Genomic DNA, 15164 nt, shown 5'->3' on the forward strand with positions numbered 1-15164 from the left:
GGTCGTGAGCATGGATCGCATGAGATCCGGGGAGGCCTGCTCGAGCTGCTCGGATAGGAAACGGGCAGGGTCGATAATATGGGGTGCGGTCATCGCGTGGTAACTCCTTGAGAGAAGACTTTGGTCGGTCTTTCCAAGAATCACGCGATCGCCGCCTCACGTTCGGGAACAACACGCCCGGGGCCGGGCCGTTACACCACGCTAATGGGCACTACCGGCAAGCTCACCGCCTGCCGTGTTGAGCCGGATACACGACCGTTACTCAGGGGCACTCCGGGACAGCGTCTCAGCGGTGAGGCCATGCCGCGGGCATTGTCGGTGTTTGTTTGATACAGACCGAAGGCACATCCGGGAGGCCCTGAGGTGTACTACTGATGTGAGACACAGTTTGAAAGGATTGTGCCCATGTCTTCCCGTCCCACTTATTCCGATGAGTTCAAGGCCGATGCCGTGAATCTCGTCATTTCCTCCGGTCGTTCGCCTGCCTCTGTTGCCCCCGAGCTGGGGATCTCCGTGACCGCGCTGAAGCGGTGGGTGCAGCTGCATCGGGCAGGAGAGGGCGGGGCCGGCGGCAAGCCTGATGATCCGGTGGATCCCGCGAAATACAAGGCGTTGGAGGCGCGGCTGCGGGAGCTGGAAAGGGAGAATGACTTCCTGAAAAAAGTTTCGGCGTTCTTCGCCAAAGAACAACGGCAGAGGATCTCTACCGGCTTGTTCAGGAGAAGAACGCCGAATTCCCTGTCACCTGGATGTGCACCCGGCTGGGCATTCCGCGGGCCTCGTATTACCGGTGGCTGGACCACGAAGAATCACCGACCGCTGCCCGGCACCGGGAACTGACCGGACTGGTCAAGGCGATGTTCGATTCCTCCGACGGGATCTTCGGCCATCGCATGGTCCACACCAAACTCGCCGCCACGGGAGTGGAGATTTCCGTGGGAACGGTCGCTGCCATCATGGCGGAGAACGGCTGGGCAGCCAAGCGGATGCGCGCCTTCAAACGCACGACCATCCCCTCGGACCCGGACAAGGTCTTTGCCGACCTCATCGGCCGGGACTTCACCTCAGATACCCCCGGCACGAAGCTCGTCGGTGACATCACCTACCTCCGCACCGGCGAGGGCTGGCTGTATCTGGCCACCGTCATCGACCTGTGCACCCGCATGGTCGTGGGCTGGGCGATGGCCGATCACATGCGCGCCTCCCTCGTCACGGGCGCGCTGGCGATGGCCAGGGACCGCGGACACCTGGCCCCGGATGCCATTTTCCATTCCGACCGCGGCACCCAATACACCTCCCGGGAAATGGGCGCCTGGTGCACCGGAAACGCTGTGCGCCAGTCCACGGGGGCCACCGGGGTGTGCTGGGACAATGCCGTCGCCGAGTCGGTGTTCTCATCCCTGAAGAACGAGTTCTACCACCACCACAGCTTCGCCACCCGCCAGGACGCCCGCCGGGCGACCATGCGCTACATCGAAGTGTTTTACAACCGCTGGCGGACCCACACCAACAACGACGGGCTGCCGCCGGCAACAGCAATGGCCAACTTCAAGACCAAAAACCAGCCGCTACCCGCGGCCGCCTAACCCAAAAGAAACCAACCGGCTGTCTCACATCCTTGACACACCTCACCCGCATGATGCGCTGGCGCAGAATCGTCATGTTGTCAGTCGCGGCGCTGGATCCTACGATCCGGAAGGTACGGAAATGTCCGCGGTCCGGAAAGCCTCAAGCGTGTTCGCATGAGTGGAGGGGCGCACCGTTGCCGGTACGCCCCTCTGGTTTGCGCGGATTTTTTCTGGTTATTTGAACGCGTCTTTGACGTGCTCGCCGGCCTGCTTGAGGTCAGCCTTGCTCTGGTCGGCCTTCCCTTCGGCCGTGAGGCCTTTATCGTCGGTCGCTTCTCCGGCGCCCTCTTTGGCTTTACCGGTCAGCTTGTCGCCAGCGTTCTCGATCTTGTCGCTTAAACCCAAATGGACCTCCTCGATTGGCTACCCGCCGGTGCCCCAGGCGGCCGAACGCATCCATCTTAAACACACCCGATATGTTCTTCGCAACCCCTGGATTCTTCGAATACCGCCGGGGGCAGAGGGCGCCGTTGTGTCATCTCCGCCCGGTGTCTTCGCTGCCCCGGGCGGCCCGGATCCTGCCGGCCCGGAATGGTGTACTGTCCTGCCCGGATGGGGAATCAGTCGATGAGGATCCGGCCCGTTGCCCAGGCCCGGGCCAGTCTCATGTCGAGTTCGCTGGCGACGGGACCCGGTTTGAAGTACGCGTTGTAGGCAGCGTCGCGGTCCGGGGCGTGGAGGGCCCAGCCGCTGACGATCTGGTCGGTGGCGTCAATGATGCGCGGATCATAGATGCTGGATCCGAGTTCTTCGGCCAGCGTGCCCAGCAGATCATCGCGCCTGTGCCTGATGTCCTCGTCCGGGTAGTGCGTCATGACGCTCCTCCATCCTGGCCGAAGCCTGCGGCACCGGTTGCAGGCGCCGATGCTTCATGATCACCGATCAGCGTGACGCTGCCAAGATGCGCGCCCGGCCCCGGCCGGGCCGGTGCGCCGTGTCGCGGGATCGTCCTGTACCGGGTGGGACCGGCCTACGGGGCAGGCGTGGGCCCCTCTTCCGGCGGAAGATCCGGGGCAGGGGCTTCGAACTCCCGTGCGGCGGAACCGGTGGGGGAGGGTTCAGGTCCTTCCCTCCCGGTGGCGTCTGTTGCGGTGCGGTACGTGAGCCAGTAGCGCCGGGGCGGGCTGCCGGCCGAGGGCCGGTGACTGACCCAGGTCCGGTCCCCGGTCCGGGGCGGACGCCATGCTCCGGTGCCCGCAGTAGCGGGCTGTTCGTCGTTGTCCTGCCGTGGTTGCGGGGTTGTCCCGGCGAGGGGAAGGGGGAGCATTCAGCGCCTCGTTTCCCGGGGCGGCCGGGCGGGGCCGGGGTAGGTGGCGGCGTCGGCTGCGTCCAGGACCTCCAGTGCTGTCAGGTGGGCCGCGGCGGCGACGTCCCGGATGGGTTTGCCGTGGCTGAGAGCGGCCGCGACGGCCGCGAGCAGGTCGGTGGGGTTCCCACTGTCAGGGCTGGAGGATGCGAGCCGTGCGGCGGCTTCTTCCACGGCGAGGATTTCGTTATCGTTCACCTCTTCCCTCCGGTACCGCCGGGGCTTTGAGGGGCAACGGGTTCCGGGCGGCGTGCAGGGACTAATGCCAGGCCTCTGATCGCGAGCAGATGTTCGGCCAGTGCTATTTCCGGGCGCCCGGGGTGGGCGGCAAGATGCCTGCTCAGCTCGTTCCTGGCACGGGCCTGATACGGATCGGTCCCTGCGAGTACCTCCTCGATGATGTCGGCGGCCTGCTCGCGTATGCCCGCGACATGATCTCCTGTGGGCATCCTGGTCCCCGCGGGTGCCGGTGGTCCGTTTCCGGCCCGCACCCGCAGGGCAGCTTGCTGGATCGACATTGGCATCTCCTCTGTTCGCTGGCCCGGAGCCCGGCAACCCGCCTGCCCCGCCCGGACGCCGGGCAGGGAAACCCGCCCGTGAAGCGCCCGGCCCGGGGGAAGGCAGGACTCCGAATTGATGCGGAAATTATACAATGGTACCGACCGGTCTGTCCCTAAGGAGAGTAGAATTCGTGCATCATGGATTCCCATACCGGGCCGCCGCGCCCCGCCACCGGACTGCCGGCCCCTGACCTGTCCGCCGCCGATCTGCCCACAGATGTGGCGGCCGCCGGCAGGCCGTCGGCCCCCGAGGGCCCGGACGCGGGGGAGAGGATCATGGCCGCGGCGTATGAGCTCTTCTCCCGCCGCGGCATCCGGGGTGTGGGTATTACCGAACTCATCGAGACGGCGGAGGTTGCCAAGGCGACGTTCTACCGGCATTTCCGGTCCAAGGACGACGTGGTCCTGGCGTTCCTGGCCCGGCGGGACCAGCTCTGGACGGTGGAGCAGATCGTCGCCGGTGCGCGGCGCCGCGGAACCACACCCACACAGCAACTGCTGGCAATTTTTGATGTGTTCGGGGACTGGTTCGCCCGGGACGACTTCGAGGCGTGCACCTTCATCAACGTGCTGCTCGAAATGGGTCCCGGCCATCGGCTCGGGCAGGCCAGCATCGACTACCTCGCCCGGATCCGCGGACACGTCCAGGCCCTGGCCGAGGAGGCCGGCCTGGACCGGCCCGAGGAGTTCGCCCGGTCCTGGCACATCCTGATGAAAGGATCCATCATCTCCGCGGCCGAAGGCGACATCCAGGCCGCGAACCGTGCCCGGCAAATGGCCGCCTGGCTCATCGAACACCACCAGCCCTGACACCCCAAGCCGCGCCCGGGAAAGGACGGCTGAAGGTGTCAACTTGATTGGAGCCCACCGGGACGGGGACATATTCAAGTGCTCATGACGGTTCGGTAGCGTCCGGCAGGGGATCCGTTGACGGGCGCTCCCTGGTCTGTCCGAACTTTCAGCTGTCGGTACTGGCCTTCTTTCGGGCTCCCAGAACGCAGAACTCGTTGCCTTCTGGATCCTCCAGTACAGTCCACGGCTGCTCGCCTTGACCAATATCGACCCTGCGGGCACCCAAAGCGACCATCCGCGCGACCTCGGCCGCTGGATCGTCCGGCCGAAAATCGAGGTGAAGACGATTCTTTGTTACCTTCGAATCTGCCGCCGGCACGAAAACCAAACCTGGCAACCGGTCCGGTGCAGAACGAATTTCGAATTCATCGTCAGCTTCCAAAGTCACGACCCAACCCAAAGCTTTGGCCCACCAAAGTCCAAGCTCAGCCGGTCGTTCCGAATCGACAATTACTTGTTCCCATTCAAGACTCATGCGTTCCACTCTACTGAGCCGGAACTCTGCCCGGTGAAGAATCCCCGCGGTCACCAGGGCCTCCGCTGAACCACCGGCTAACGGGCGTTCCGACTGGCGGAGTAGTGTCGGTGCGAGGCGGTGCGGCCGCTAATTGATTCCGATTGAAAGGGGAGGGCAATGACTGGGAAGTTTGTCGCCCCTTCGACGATCACGATCGAGGCGCCAACAAGCCGTGTATGGTCCGTACTCACCGACCGTGACGCAATCGAGGAGTTCATGTTCGGCACGGACGTCGTCACCGACTGGACCATCGGCGGCCTGATCGTCTGGCGCGGCGTTTGGGAAGGCAAGGAATATGAGGACAAGGGCAGGATCCTTGAGTTTGAACCCGGACGACGGCTCGTAACTACGCATTTCAGCCCGCTGGGCGGCCGCGAGGATAAGCCCGAGAATTACCACACGCTCACGTGGACTCTGGAGGGCGAGACCGGCACGACGGAACTGACGCTCTCACAGGACAACAACGCAACTGCCGAGGAAGGTAAGCACTCGAAGGGCATGTGGGACACCCTCGTGGCGGGTGTTAAGGCGATCGCCGAGCGCGAATAGACCATATTCCGGCGCCGCTGGGACTTCCGCCTGAGCGACTTCATCGTTCCGACTCCGGTCGGCCCTCAAAGATTCCTCGTTCGGGACATCTCTTCGTCGAACCTCGGCGTGGCGGTTGTCTGGTCACCGGCGACTACCAGCGGCTACCGCTCGCGGCAACCCAGCAGGTAGACGCCGAAGGCGTAGCTGCCCAGACCAATGGCGAAGAGCGATGCCATGATCATCGAGCTGAAGTCCTCACCGTAATTGAGGAAGCTGCCCCCATTGAAAGCGGCGCCGAGTACGCAGACGACACCCACAGCCGTCGTCGTTACGGCTGCCCGGTCGTGGCTGCCAATCGACAGGAGGAGGGCAGCCAGCGAGCCGAGGACAAGAAGCAGGCCCAGCCCGGCGTGCAGAGTGAGCCACAGGCCTCCGCCATCCGTGACGGCCCAACCCAGGCTCTGCACGACCCCGCTGAAGTATTCCTCCGGCTTGGCGCCGGGATGCGATTCAGGGATCTTGACGAAGAGGTTGACGGCCATGCCCGCGAGGTACTGGGCCAGAAGGGCGATGATGAGCCCGAATTCTGTTCGGTGCACGAGATCTCGGCGGCGTGCCCCCGCGCGAGGTTCCACATCGAGGCTCTGACCCCCTACGTAATCTTCCGCCACAGTGACCTCCAGTTGAGCACGATGACAGCGATCATACGATACCGCGGAGGTGCGGGTCTGTGCCCGCTGAAGGATCCTGGGCGGGGCATGGTCGTTCACAGTCCGATCGCGGTGGCCGCTGTGTCGTAGCGGGAGACCTCCGCATCGAATGTGTCCACGCCAACTCCGGTGTCGACGCGTTCTTGAGTCGTCAGCGCCCTGAACAGCAGCGCCCGAGCCACGGCCGCTACCGGAACACCGAGCTCATCCAGCAACAACGCGGGCGCGCCGTGCCAACAGAGCGCATCCGCAAGGATGATGCCCTCGGCATAAGACTGTGGGCGCCAGTACGGCGAGATGTCGATAATGCCCGGGGCCAGCCCCGGCTCGAGCAACACGTTCATCGTGAGATCGCCGTGGACCACCTGCGCGGGCCCCGGCTCCATGCATGGCGCACGTAATCGCGCGATAATCGGCGACAAGGCAGGCGAAACATTCGTGCGGTCGCCGCTCCACGCACGCTGATCAGCGCGAGACCACCAACTGTCAGTCCGGGCCACGAACGCTGGCTTCGGAAGGCGGGATGTGGCCTGGTGAAAGGACCGGCCTGCCTCGACGATCTCCCGCCAGGCGGGCTTCCTTACGTGGTCCGGCTCGGTCCCCGCCAACATGATCGTGGCCGACCACCCTCCGTGCGTCCATGCACCGTCCCGGGTTGGGACGGCCCGCGCCAGGCGAAAGCCGTCCTCGGCGATCCCGGCCAGGACGGACCCGTGCCACGCTTGAAACGCCAGATCGGCACCGGGCTTGAGCACCACTCCGCCGGAGACCCACGATGTTCCCTGCCCGCCCGGGATCGGACTAGGCGCCTCCCACAACCCGAATGCCCTTAGCGTCTCCGGTTTCGGAGCCTGATGATCGGGAGGAATACACACCGGACAAGTCTCGCATCCATCGTGGGGCCGTACAGCGTTGGCGGCGGGGATCTCTGCAGGTATCTTGTTGCTGCTTACCTGGTAGGTCGCCGACGCCGGACGGACGGCGTCGTTGCAGTCCTGGTATCCGATCCTTTTGCTGGTAACTGCCATCGAAGTCCTTTGGGCGATCAGTTACACGGTTTCGCCGAAGCGCGGCAGGACCGTGACTTCCGGGCTCCCTGATCCGGAGCTCGGGCCGTCTTGGTAAGCACGGTGCTTTGCCTCGGACGACCAGACCCGTTCCGAGCCCCGGCCCGGCACGGCTGCTTGGGGGACCGGCTTACGGGTAGCCGGACCTAACCGGGAACCACTCCGCAGTTTCTCCGGCATGCCCGATGCCCGCTCAGGGCTAGTATTCGGTCATGTCAGACAAGTCAGCCCGTCGCATCATCCGCCTCTTTCCTGACTATGGGCATCGGTGGCCCCTTTGGGAAAACAGCACGGCCGAACAGCCTACGAGATACACAATGGAGCCCGCGGACTTTACGCTGTCGCAGAACCTCATTGACCGGCTTCGCGACTGGTACGACACGTGGGATGCCGAGAACTTGTGCGAGAGCGGTTGGAGTTCGCCCGACAAAGAAATGGCTTGGAAAGTTCAGGGTGCCAGTATCGCCGAGCAACTGCGTGAGGAGGTCAAAGCCTTCGCTGATGTGGAATACGACGAGTAGAACCCGTGTCGATAAATTCCATCCCAGGTGCGCGGTAAGGGATCCTTGGGCGAGACACGTCTTGCGCTAGAAATGCCTTCGGGTGACTATGACAGGTTTAGATGGCCCCGGCCATGCCACTGCACCCGGGCCCGTCCCTGGTGCGGCAGGTCCAAGGACTGATCCAGAGGCCAAATCGTAGAGTTCTCATATGTCTGAGCGTCCGAGCAAATCCACACCACCCATACTGCGCATCGTCCTGCTGGCTGCTACGGCGGTCCTGTTCACCGCCCGCTTCATCATCGGCGCCCGCTCCAGGGGCGCCGATGTCATCTGGGACCTGCTCCTCGCGCTGGCGATTTTCGGTGTCCTGATGTTCTTCCTGCTGGCCGTTCCCGCCGGCAAGACCAGGAAAGCTGTCGAGGAGCTTCGTGCTGCACGGCCTGACGCGGTGATCGTCGGAACCTACTGGGCCGCCGGATATACAGACTTCTTTCTGCGGCCCGGGCCGCTCATGAGGCACGCCCGAGGCCGCAGCGGGCGTATCATCCTCATCGCCGACGGGCGAGGAATCGAGCTGGTCCGCCCCCGGGGAGAGTTCTCGTTCGGGCTGATCCCCTGGAGTCTTGTGAAGGAGATCCGGTTAGGGGAACTGAAGTCCCCTTTGGCCACCCGGCCCAAGTTCGTCTTCGAGATCTACGGAGGAAGCACACCGTTCCAGGACCACTTCGAACTTCTCCCCACAGGCAAGGATGAGCAGGCCCGCGCGGCCCAATCGCTGAAGGCGATCCTCGCCAAGCACCCCGCAACGCACCCATCAGGAGCCTGAGAGCCTTCAGTTGGCACACGCAGTCCCGGCTCAGACCCGCCCGGTAATCGATCCCCCTACGGGCCGCCGGGTGACAAATAGCGCTGCGAAAAGACCGCCATTTATCGCTGCGCGTCACAAAGTACGGCAGCGTTCGAAACCGCAAGCACAATGCACGCTGAGGGGTCCTTTAGCGGACGTAGGTCCTCAGTCGAATCGGATGAAAGCTCTGACGGATCCTCCTTGGAATTCCTCTGTCTGGGTGTAGCCGAGCGCTTCATAGAACGCTTTCTGCTTCGGCTCGTCGTCGGTGATTAGGACTTTCTGACGCACTTGCGGGTACTGTTCGAGCGCTCGTTCAGCGAGGGCTCGTCCTATACCTCTTCTGTGATGCGACGGCCGAACGAGGATGTCCTGGAGGTAGCAAATCGAAGCACCGTCGGAAATGACGCGCGCTAGCCCAACCAGCGTCTGGCCGTCATAAGCGGCCACGAGGGTGGAAGATCCTTCCAGTGCTCGTACTAGATTGTTAGGGTCCTTCGTGTAGGCAAGCCACTCCACCGCACGGTACAACTCAAGGACTTCGCTGAGTTGCAGGTCTTTGGCCTTCACGACTTTGATGGTGGTCATCCTTCATCCAAACACGCAGCTGAGTCATTGGGGTGGCTACGAGCTGCGTGCCCGTTGACCGATCCGCTAATGGAACGGATGCGGGTTGTAGGAACAGCTCTCGGCGAACTACCAAACAATCAGTGCCCGGTGAGCAGCGTCCATAATCCGGCTGCAGATGTCTTCACGGTTTTGCGGCATGTCATCCCAGTTGTCCATGAGGGCAACCAAGTGGTCCAGTTCCGTCGGCTGCCCCAAAGCCAGCCAACCCTTCCCGAAGATCAGCCCCAGACCGGTGCGCGGCGCCAACGTTCCGTCAACGATTTCACGCAGCCAGCTGCCGACCAAGAGGTGGCGGGCAACGGAGTCATCGTCGAATGGCTTGCCCAACTCTTGCCTGGCCTGGATCCATAAGTCACAGGCGCCCCTTGGATCGCTGCGCGAGTATCCGGCCAATTCCCGGAGAGCCGGGGAATCGTAGCCACCGACAAGCAAATTTGCCGCGACATCCGGATATTGATCGCTGGGAAGCAAACCAACCTGATCCTGGAGAAACACCAGTCTCATGCTCTCAATTTCCTCGCCGCTCATGGGTAGATCGTAGTAGCAGAGTTGCCCATTCTTCAGCCGCCAACGTGTCCCGCAGGAGGTTCCCCTTACGGACTGAGTCGGGCGTGCAGACGGCTTTGGACATTCGTGCAATTGTCTTCGGAAAATGGCAGATACCCGACTGCCTCATTAGGCTACTTCGACTCGGAAATTCCTAGATGCACCGTTGCAGAGACCAAACATGGTGAGGCAGATTTTCAGGACATCGGCGAGCCCCGCATTCTCATCTACCCGCTGGCCCAGCCGAGGTCCAGGGCAGTGTCTTGAAAAGCTGTTGTTTTCTGAGACGATGCCAGCCGCGGCCTCCGCGGATGACCGCAGCTAGCGCTCCTTCGAGCGGGGCGGGCATCTCGACTATGAAGACTCCATAAATGCGAGATCGTCGGGCGCTCCGTAGGTTCGGTGAAGTTGGTCAAAATTCATGGGGACGGCTACTTGCGCTTAGCTGTTTGGGCAGTCTTCTTTGCGGTGATGGAATGGAAGTCTTGCCGCACCAAGGTTTTGCCGTTGGGGAGGGGGCAGCTCAAGGTCCGGGCGTGCGCGAACCCTGCCTTCGAAATCCCTCTGCGATGTGAATCATGATCAGTTCCGTCTGAGCACAGATCACGCGAAGGAAGCACGGACCGACGCATCAGGTGCGGACTGGCGGCAGGCGCCGAACTCAGCCTTCGTTTCCGTGCATCAAGCTGCCAGTGGCCGTGCCGTCGCCGAGGTCGGCGTGTAGGTGGTGCCGTCACGGAGCATCGCCCAGAGGACATTGAGCCGCCGTCGCGCAAGCGACAGCATTGCTTGGATGTGGCAGTGGGGTGGCCGGACTCTTTGGCGTGGTCTCCGAAATGCAGCCGAACGTGCCTTCCTCGAGCAAGCAAAACGGATCGAGGCTGACCTCGCGGGAAGGGAAAAGCCGAAGAACCCGGGGCGCGACGTGCAACTCTCACGTCCTGACGGTCGTTAGGAACCGGACCGAGCGCATAAAGGACCATCTGGCCTGTCCACATTCAGGAACGCACGGCCCCCAGCCATCGCGGAATTGCAGAGTCGAAATGGTCATACTTCAGACTAGGTAGCCTGTCCATCTGCGCGCCACCCTCCCACCTCCTGTAGATAGAGGAGCTATTTGGCGCTCAAGAAAAGGGAGAGAGAGCGGCCCAGGGCAGAGGCCCGGGCCGCTCTCTCTGTGGTCAGTTGACGTCGAGTCAGTTGTCGGGGCCAGGTGAGCTGACGATGTTTCCTTGCTGGATTACAAGATCGAGCCGGCTTTCAGCCAGGATGTCCAAGTCCTTCATTGGGTCTTCTTTGGTGATGATGAAGTCCCCGGCTGCGCCAATCGCGATCACGCCGAGGTCGCCCTCGCGCTGGAGCAAAGCGGCTGCAGTGACAGTAGCACTGCGTATGACGTCTATTGCCGGAATGACCTTGCCCCGGATGGCGAACTCTTTCGCCTGATAGCGGTGCATGCCGCCCAGAAGGTCCGTTCCGTAGGCCAGGTTGACGCCTGCTTGGTGAGCTTTGCCAAGGGCCTCGTAGCCGCCGTCCAGCACGGATGCGACCTTCTCCCAGTTCTCTTGCGACAGCCCGAAATCCCGGCCTTCCCGTTCCAAAGCCCAGTAGGTCACTAATGTCATCGTCAGGAACGCCTGGTGTTCCTTGAACAATTCCAGGGATTCGTCGTCCAGCAGGTTCCCATGTTCAATTCCCCGCACACCGGAACGCAAAGCGCGGTTGATCGCACGACCTGTGTAGGCATGGGCTGTGACATACCGGTTCGCGGCTTCGGCTTCTTCCACGGCCGCTTCGATCTCTGCAAGCGAGTACTGGGTGGAATCGATCCTGTCGGTCGGTGAGGCCACGCCGCCGCCGACCATGATCTTGATGTGATGCGCTCCTTTACGCAACTCGTCCCTTACTGCAAGGCGGACAGCGTCCACGCCGTCCGCGATCCTGCCGATGTGGGGCGCGCAGTAGTGTTCGTCGTGTGAGTGACGGCCGCGCGGGCGGGGATCACCGTGCCCACCGGTTTGAGACAACGCTTTTCCGCCGAAGAATAGCCTCGGTCCGCGAAGCAGACCGTCGGCCTGTGCGTCGTGAAGGCCGAAGTCCGCGCCCGCCGCATCCCGTACCGTTGTGAACCCACGGTCCAGCATCGCTCCCATAATCTTGGCAGTGTTGAGAGCGGCATAGTTTGGTGACCACTCCCCGAGCTGGCCAAGATCTGCCGTAGCTGCCGTCACGTGCACGTGGCAGTCGATGAGTCCGGGCAGGACAAACCTCTGATTGGCGTCCAATTCCTGGGCAGCCCCGTCGCTGGTGAGGCTTTCGCCTATTTCGGAGATTACGCCTTCACTTACTCTTATGTCACCTTTCCGATAGACACCTTCAATTACGTCGAGGTAAGTGGCATTTTTGATAAGCAAGTTACGTTCAGTCATTTTTCCTTGATCGCCTCCAGGATCATATTCTTGCTGCGGCGTGCTATTTCGACCGCCGTAGCGACGTCGTCGTCCGTATAGGTGCCCGTCGCATCGAGTATGTTCAGTGCCGCGACCGTGGTACCCCGGTCGACAAGGGGCGCGTTGATGATGGAGCCGCAACCGAGACTGCGAATCAACTCCGAGTCCTTGAAGATCCGGTCCACATCTTCGGGCGTCCGCCCGAAAAACGGCACTTGCTCTGTCAGGCAGGCTGCCAGCCAGTCTGGGGCGACGTCTTGAGCAACGACCTTACGTCCGCCCGGAGGGTATTCAGCCGGATGGGAAGAGAAGATCCGCTCCATCACCGCACCGTCGTCTCTGAACACGAGAACAGTGAACAGCCTTACGCCCAGTTGCTCCTGCACCACTTGATAGAGGGATTCGAGGGAAGCGATTTCATACTCATTCATTGCGGGCTCCCACGGGTTCCATAGCCGTTTCTGTGATTGTGATGTCTTCTAGGGAGCGTCCGGCAGTTCGGACGGCGAACAGTAGAGTGCAGACGACGCCGACGGCCAGGACGGCCGTGGTCATGCCGAAGACTCCGGCGAAGCCCCATTGGGTGGCGAAGAAGCCGATGATTAAGGGCGCCGTTATCGATCCGATTCGACCGAAGGAGGAGCTGAGTCCGACGCCGGTCGCGCGCAGCCACGTTGGGAAGACCTCCGGCGTGTAGGCGTAGAGACCTGCATAGGTGCCGTTAAGGAAGAAGGACAAGAACATGCCCGACACGGTTATCCAGACCGGGTCCGTCATGGTGCTCAGCCAGTACGCGCTGATGGCTGAGCCGACGAGGTAAATGGCAATAGTGTTCTTGCGGTCCAACTTCTCGTTCAGCCAAGCGGCACTGAAATATCCGGGAATCTGGGCCAAGTAGATATAGAGCGAGAACGTAAAGCTGGTGGTAACGGTCAGGCCCTTGCTTACCAGCAGCGTGGGGATCCACGAGAAGAAACCGTAGTAAGAGAAGGTGATTACAAACCAAATCAGCCACGTAACCGCCGTGATCCGCCACATTCTCGGGCCCCACAGGAACCTAAGGGCCTTGCCCAGGGAAAATGTCACCGGCTCTGGCTCTTCTGCGTGGTCAGGATCGACGGGAGGCAGGTCCGCGCCCGTGGCTCTCTGCACGCGCTTTTCGAAATTCAGTACGACGCGCTCCGCCTCGGCGTCCTTGCCTACGTTAATAAGGAACCGCGGCGACTCCGGTAGCGACCGTCGCCACCACAGAAGTAGCAAGATGGGCAGGAAGGTGATGACCTGGGCCCATCGCCAGCCTTCCGGGAGGGGCACAACTGTCAAGCCAATGAGGGCCGCACTAACGAATCCGAAGGAGAAAAACCCGGCCAAGGCGCCGACGAACCAACCTCGACGGCTGCTGGGGACGAATTCCGAGAGGAACGGTGCAATGATTGCGCTCTCTGCGCCGGCCCCGGCCCCTGCAATAACGCGCGCGATGAGGAAGATTTCGAAGTGCCAGGAAACGGCGGCGACCAACGAGGCGATGGCGTATACCGCCAACGCCAGCATCATGACCTTTTTTCGTCCTATCCTGTCTCCGAGAACACCGGCAAAGGCCGCTCCAAAGAGGAAACCGAAGGGTGCGGCCGAGGCCACCAGGCCGAGTTGGCTGTTGCTCAAAGCGAAGAAGCCCTTGACGGCCGGCATGAGAAAAGCTACTACTGCGGCGTCCATTCCGTCGAAGGTGTAACCGAGCCCCCCGATGAGAAGCAATAGGTAGTGCGGCTTGCTCAGTGGCAGCCGGTCGAGCCTTGCGGTTAGTGACACTCGGATCTCCTTCAGAGCTAGTGTGATGATGCAGTGCCTGTGTAGGTGGTGAAGGTCACACTAATGTGCAAAGCTAAGTGCAGGCAATAGTCGATTGCAAGTTTCTTTGCAGAAGGAGGGGCACGGACATTGACTAGCAATATGTCGCACACACCGGATGATGAGGATCAGGACTCGGTGGAAGACTGGTTGCGGTCGCTGCTGCCAGCGAAAGGCTTGGGGACCAGCGCCCAGCAACTTTTCAACCTCATCGTCCGGGAGCCGGCCAAAGCCAGCTTCATGCCAGCAGCGGAGTTGGCTAATTTGGCTCAGACGAGCGTGTCTAGCGTGACGCGGACCGCGCAGCGCTTCGGTTACGGTGGTTGGCCGGATTTTCAACGGGACCTGCGTGCGCGGCATATCGCTCACCTGTCGGTGTTGGAGGTGTCCGACGCTCACGTGGTCGGTGGATCTCCCTTTCAGACCTCGCTGCGCCAGGATGCCGACTCACTGGCCGTGTCCCTAAGGAAGGCAGACGAGGGTCGGATAGTGCGGATCGCTCAACTCATCGCAGAGGCGGAAAGTATTTATGTCACAGCTCAGGGAAGTTTTTCGGCCGTCGGACATGCACTTGTCCACAATATTCAGATCGCGGGCTACCCCGTGCGGGAACTCCTCGATCGACCGGCGTCTGTGGCCAATCACATCTCGCAAATAACGTCGCGGGATGTTCTCATTGTTTGTTCATACTGGCGGCTCTACGATCTCGCCGTAATTGCCGCAGCCCAAGCCCACTCGCGAGGAGCGAAGGTCGTGGTCCTGGCCGACAACATATCGCCTGTGCTCGAACAGTCCGCCGACGAGATAGTCATCACTCCCGCTGAAGGAACTTCCTTTTTCCCGTCCCTGACAGCCGCCATGGCTGTCCAACAGGGCATAGTGGCGACGCTTGCGGCTGTAGACCCTGAGAGGACGAGGCGCAGCCTGATAGCAGTCGAAGAAAACTGGCGCACCTTCAAGCTTCTCCACCGCTCTGTTCCCAGCATCCAACCCCACATCTGATCCTCTTGGAGCCGTTCTTCGGCTCGGTGAACTCCTCAGATAGACGGACGCGTTTGTCCCAAGGCGAGGTTGCGGATACCTTCTCCAACATTGCGAAGTCCGGCCCGATGGTGGCAGCTTATTTCATCTAACGTAGATTCCGCACCCTCACGAAGGACGGGAGTCAG

The 15164-nt window shown here is 61.8% G+C and carries 17 protein-coding genes and 1 pseudogene; 7 read left to right on the forward strand and 11 right to left on the reverse strand.

The annotated features are described in order from the left end of the window. The first annotated feature begins 405 nt into the window (after positions 1-405). Positions 406-840, forward strand: coding sequence for a transposase (locus AC1DES_RS17825; protein ID WP_476897036.1), 435 nt, complete (start codon positions 406-408; stop codon positions 838-840). Beyond that, positions 735-1586: pseudogene (locus AC1DES_RS17830) on the forward strand (IS3 family transposase); the annotation flags it as partial. The gene AC1DES_RS17825 and the pseudogene AC1DES_RS17830, both read left to right, overlap by 106 nt. Before the next feature lie 216 nt (positions 1587-1802). On the opposite strand, the gene AC1DES_RS17835 reads toward AC1DES_RS17830, so the two are convergent. The 3 genes from AC1DES_RS17835 to AC1DES_RS17845 all read right to left on the reverse strand — a co-directional run bounded on the left by AC1DES_RS17835 (position 1803) and on the right by AC1DES_RS17845 (position 3132). Beyond that, positions 1803-1973 (reverse strand): CsbD family protein, encoded by a 171-nt coding sequence (locus AC1DES_RS17835; RefSeq protein WP_476897037.1) that lies wholly within the window; start codon positions 1971-1973, stop codon positions 1803-1805. A 215-nt stretch (positions 1974-2188) separates the two neighbouring features. Next, on the reverse strand, positions 2189-2443 hold the full coding sequence (locus AC1DES_RS17840) for a hypothetical protein (RefSeq protein ID WP_476897038.1): 255 nt from the start codon (positions 2441-2443) through the stop codon (positions 2189-2191). A gap of 452 nt (positions 2444-2895) precedes the next feature. After that, on the reverse strand, positions 2896-3132 hold the full coding sequence (locus AC1DES_RS17845) for a hypothetical protein (RefSeq protein ID WP_476897039.1): 237 nt from the start codon (positions 3130-3132) through the stop codon (positions 2896-2898). A gap of 638 nt (positions 3133-3770) precedes the next feature. Here AC1DES_RS17845 and AC1DES_RS17850 point away from each other — a divergent pair. After that, positions 3771-4304: a TetR/AcrR family transcriptional regulator gene (locus AC1DES_RS17850; RefSeq protein ID WP_476897062.1), complete on the forward strand. Its 534-nt coding sequence runs from the start codon at positions 3771-3773 to the stop codon at positions 4302-4304. Positions 4305-4452: 148 nt separating this feature from the next. Here the strand turns inward: AC1DES_RS17850 and AC1DES_RS17855 are convergent, their stop codons facing one another. After that, on the reverse strand, positions 4453-4821 hold the full coding sequence (locus AC1DES_RS17855) for a VOC family protein (RefSeq protein ID WP_476897040.1): 369 nt from the start codon (positions 4819-4821) through the stop codon (positions 4453-4455). 159 nt (positions 4822-4980) lie between these two features. Between AC1DES_RS17855 and AC1DES_RS17860 the strand changes: the two genes are divergently transcribed. Next, positions 4981-5412: an SRPBCC domain-containing protein gene (locus AC1DES_RS17860; protein ID WP_476897041.1), complete on the forward strand. Its 432-nt coding sequence runs from the start codon at positions 4981-4983 to the stop codon at positions 5410-5412. 143 nt (positions 5413-5555) lie between these two features. On the opposite strand, the gene AC1DES_RS17865 is transcribed toward AC1DES_RS17860, so the two are convergent. Then, positions 5556-5993 carry a hypothetical protein gene (locus AC1DES_RS17865; protein WP_476897042.1) on the reverse strand — a complete coding sequence of 146 codons (438 nt, stop codon included), beginning with the start codon at positions 5991-5993 and terminating at the stop codon, positions 5556-5558. A 167-nt stretch (positions 5994-6160) separates the two neighbouring features. Continuing rightward, complete coding sequence (locus tag AC1DES_RS17870; RefSeq protein WP_476897043.1) at positions 6161-6862, reverse strand: hypothetical protein; 702 nt, start codon at positions 6860-6862, stop codon at positions 6161-6163. Between the two features lie 521 nt (positions 6863-7383). Here AC1DES_RS17870 and AC1DES_RS17875 point away from each other — a divergent pair. Beyond that, a complete protein-coding gene (locus tag AC1DES_RS17875; RefSeq protein ID WP_476897044.1) occupies positions 7384-7692 on the forward strand; it encodes a hypothetical protein in 309 nt (102 codons plus the stop codon). 190 nt (positions 7693-7882) lie between these two features. Next, positions 7883-8500, forward strand: a complete 618-nt coding sequence (locus tag AC1DES_RS17880) for a hypothetical protein (RefSeq protein ID WP_476897045.1) — start codon at positions 7883-7885, stop codon at positions 8498-8500. 186 nt (positions 8501-8686) lie between these two features. Here AC1DES_RS17880 and AC1DES_RS17885 read toward each other — a convergent pair whose 3' ends face one another. The 5 genes from AC1DES_RS17885 to AC1DES_RS17905 form a co-directional block, all read right to left on the reverse strand. Further along, positions 8687-9109, reverse strand: coding sequence for a GNAT family N-acetyltransferase (locus AC1DES_RS17885; RefSeq protein WP_476897046.1), 423 nt, complete (start codon positions 9107-9109; stop codon positions 8687-8689). A 108-nt stretch (positions 9110-9217) separates the two neighbouring features. Beyond that, positions 9218-9679, reverse strand: coding sequence for a hypothetical protein (locus AC1DES_RS17890; protein ID WP_476897047.1), 462 nt, complete (start codon positions 9677-9679; stop codon positions 9218-9220). Positions 9680-10893: 1214 nt separating this feature from the next. Then, entirely contained in the window at positions 10894-12126 is a 1233-nt protein-coding gene (locus AC1DES_RS17895; protein ID WP_476897048.1) for a metal-dependent hydrolase family protein, read from the reverse strand. Then, complete coding sequence (locus tag AC1DES_RS17900) at positions 12123-12578, reverse strand: GAF domain-containing protein (RefSeq protein WP_476897049.1); 456 nt, start codon at positions 12576-12578, stop codon at positions 12123-12125. Before AC1DES_RS17900 ends, AC1DES_RS17895 begins: the two co-directional genes overlap by 4 nt. Beyond that, positions 12571-13956, reverse strand: a complete 1386-nt coding sequence (locus tag AC1DES_RS17905) for an MFS transporter (RefSeq protein WP_476897050.1) — start codon at positions 13954-13956, stop codon at positions 12571-12573. Before AC1DES_RS17905 ends, AC1DES_RS17900 begins: the two co-directional genes overlap by 8 nt. Positions 13957-14085: 129 nt before the next feature. Between AC1DES_RS17905 and AC1DES_RS17910 the strand changes: the two genes are divergently transcribed. Continuing rightward, the gene (locus AC1DES_RS17910; protein ID WP_476897051.1) at positions 14086-14997 is read left to right on the forward strand and encodes a MurR/RpiR family transcriptional regulator; all 912 of its coding nucleotides are present in this window, start codon (positions 14086-14088) and stop codon (positions 14995-14997) included. Positions 14998-15164: the final 167 nt, after the last annotated feature.

This window comes from Arthrobacter sp. 05T442 (assembly GCF_056395945.1).

What these genes read in the sequence shown, in the direction of transcription:
- AC1DES_RS17825 (WP_476897036.1), top strand. Translation starts at nt 406, where the DNA reads ATGTCTTCCCGTCCCACTTATTCCGATGAGTTCAAGGCCGATGCCGTG.
- AC1DES_RS17840 (WP_476897038.1), bottom strand. Translation starts at nt 2,443, where the DNA reads ATGACGCACTACCCGGACGAGGACATCAGGCACAGGCGCGATGATCTG.
- AC1DES_RS17850 (WP_476897062.1), top strand. Translation starts at nt 3,771, where the DNA reads ATGGCCGCGGCGTATGAGCTCTTCTCCCGCCGCGGCATCCGGGGTGTG.
- AC1DES_RS17855 (WP_476897040.1), bottom strand. Translation starts at nt 4,821, where the DNA reads ATGAGTCTTGAATGGGAACAAGTAATTGTCGATTCGGAACGACCGGCT.
- AC1DES_RS17860 (WP_476897041.1), top strand. Translation starts at nt 4,981, where the DNA reads ATGACTGGGAAGTTTGTCGCCCCTTCGACGATCACGATCGAGGCGCCA.
- AC1DES_RS17875 (WP_476897044.1), top strand. Translation starts at nt 7,384, where the DNA reads ATGTCAGACAAGTCAGCCCGTCGCATCATCCGCCTCTTTCCTGACTAT.
- AC1DES_RS17880 (WP_476897045.1), top strand. Translation starts at nt 7,883, where the DNA reads ATGTCTGAGCGTCCGAGCAAATCCACACCACCCATACTGCGCATCGTC.
- AC1DES_RS17885 (WP_476897046.1), bottom strand. Translation starts at nt 9,109, where the DNA reads ATGACCACCATCAAAGTCGTGAAGGCCAAAGACCTGCAACTCAGCGAA.
- AC1DES_RS17890 (WP_476897047.1), bottom strand. Translation starts at nt 9,679, where the DNA reads ATGAGCGGCGAGGAAATTGAGAGCATGAGACTGGTGTTTCTCCAGGAT.
- AC1DES_RS17895 (WP_476897048.1), bottom strand. Translation starts at nt 12,126, where the DNA reads ATGACTGAACGTAACTTGCTTATCAAAAATGCCACTTACCTCGACGTA.
- AC1DES_RS17900 (WP_476897049.1), bottom strand. Translation starts at nt 12,578, where the DNA reads ATGAATGAGTATGAAATCGCTTCCCTCGAATCCCTCTATCAAGTGGTG.